Origin of the sequence: Pseudomonas protegens (genome assembly GCF_003732485.1) — a bacterium.
Taxonomy (GTDB): Bacteria; Pseudomonadota; Gammaproteobacteria; order Pseudomonadales; family Pseudomonadaceae; genus Aquipseudomonas; species Aquipseudomonas protegens_B.
The window spans coordinates 1,952-2,250 of the sequence record NZ_MOAK01000026.1; the positions used below are offsets into that span (position 1 = coordinate 1,952).

A 299-nucleotide genomic window follows, 5' to 3' on the forward strand; every position below is an offset into this window, starting at 1 on the left:
TCGCCTGTCCTGCACCCTGATTCCCGGCGCCGGCTGCGACGATCGCGGCGGCGGCCGCATCAATGGCCTGTGGGAAGTGGCCGAGACCGACCGCTTGCGGGTGACCAACAGCAGCGCCGCCGCCAGCCTCAACAGCGGCGCCGACCTGCAGATCGACACCCAGACCCTGACCAACACCAGCAGCCTGATCACCGCGGCCGGCGACATCAACGTCAAGGCCGAGACCGTCCACAACCAGGGTCTGCAACCCCAGGAAATCACCACCCTGCGGCGCTACTGGAGCTTCGTCAACGAAACCG

General features: G+C 67.2%; 1 protein-coding gene. It reads left to right on the plus strand.

The window, feature by feature from the left end:
* Positions 1–299, plus strand: a 299-nt coding sequence (locus tag BLX41_RS34265; protein ID WP_259744347.1) for a hypothetical protein, incomplete at both ends; no start/stop codon positions are given.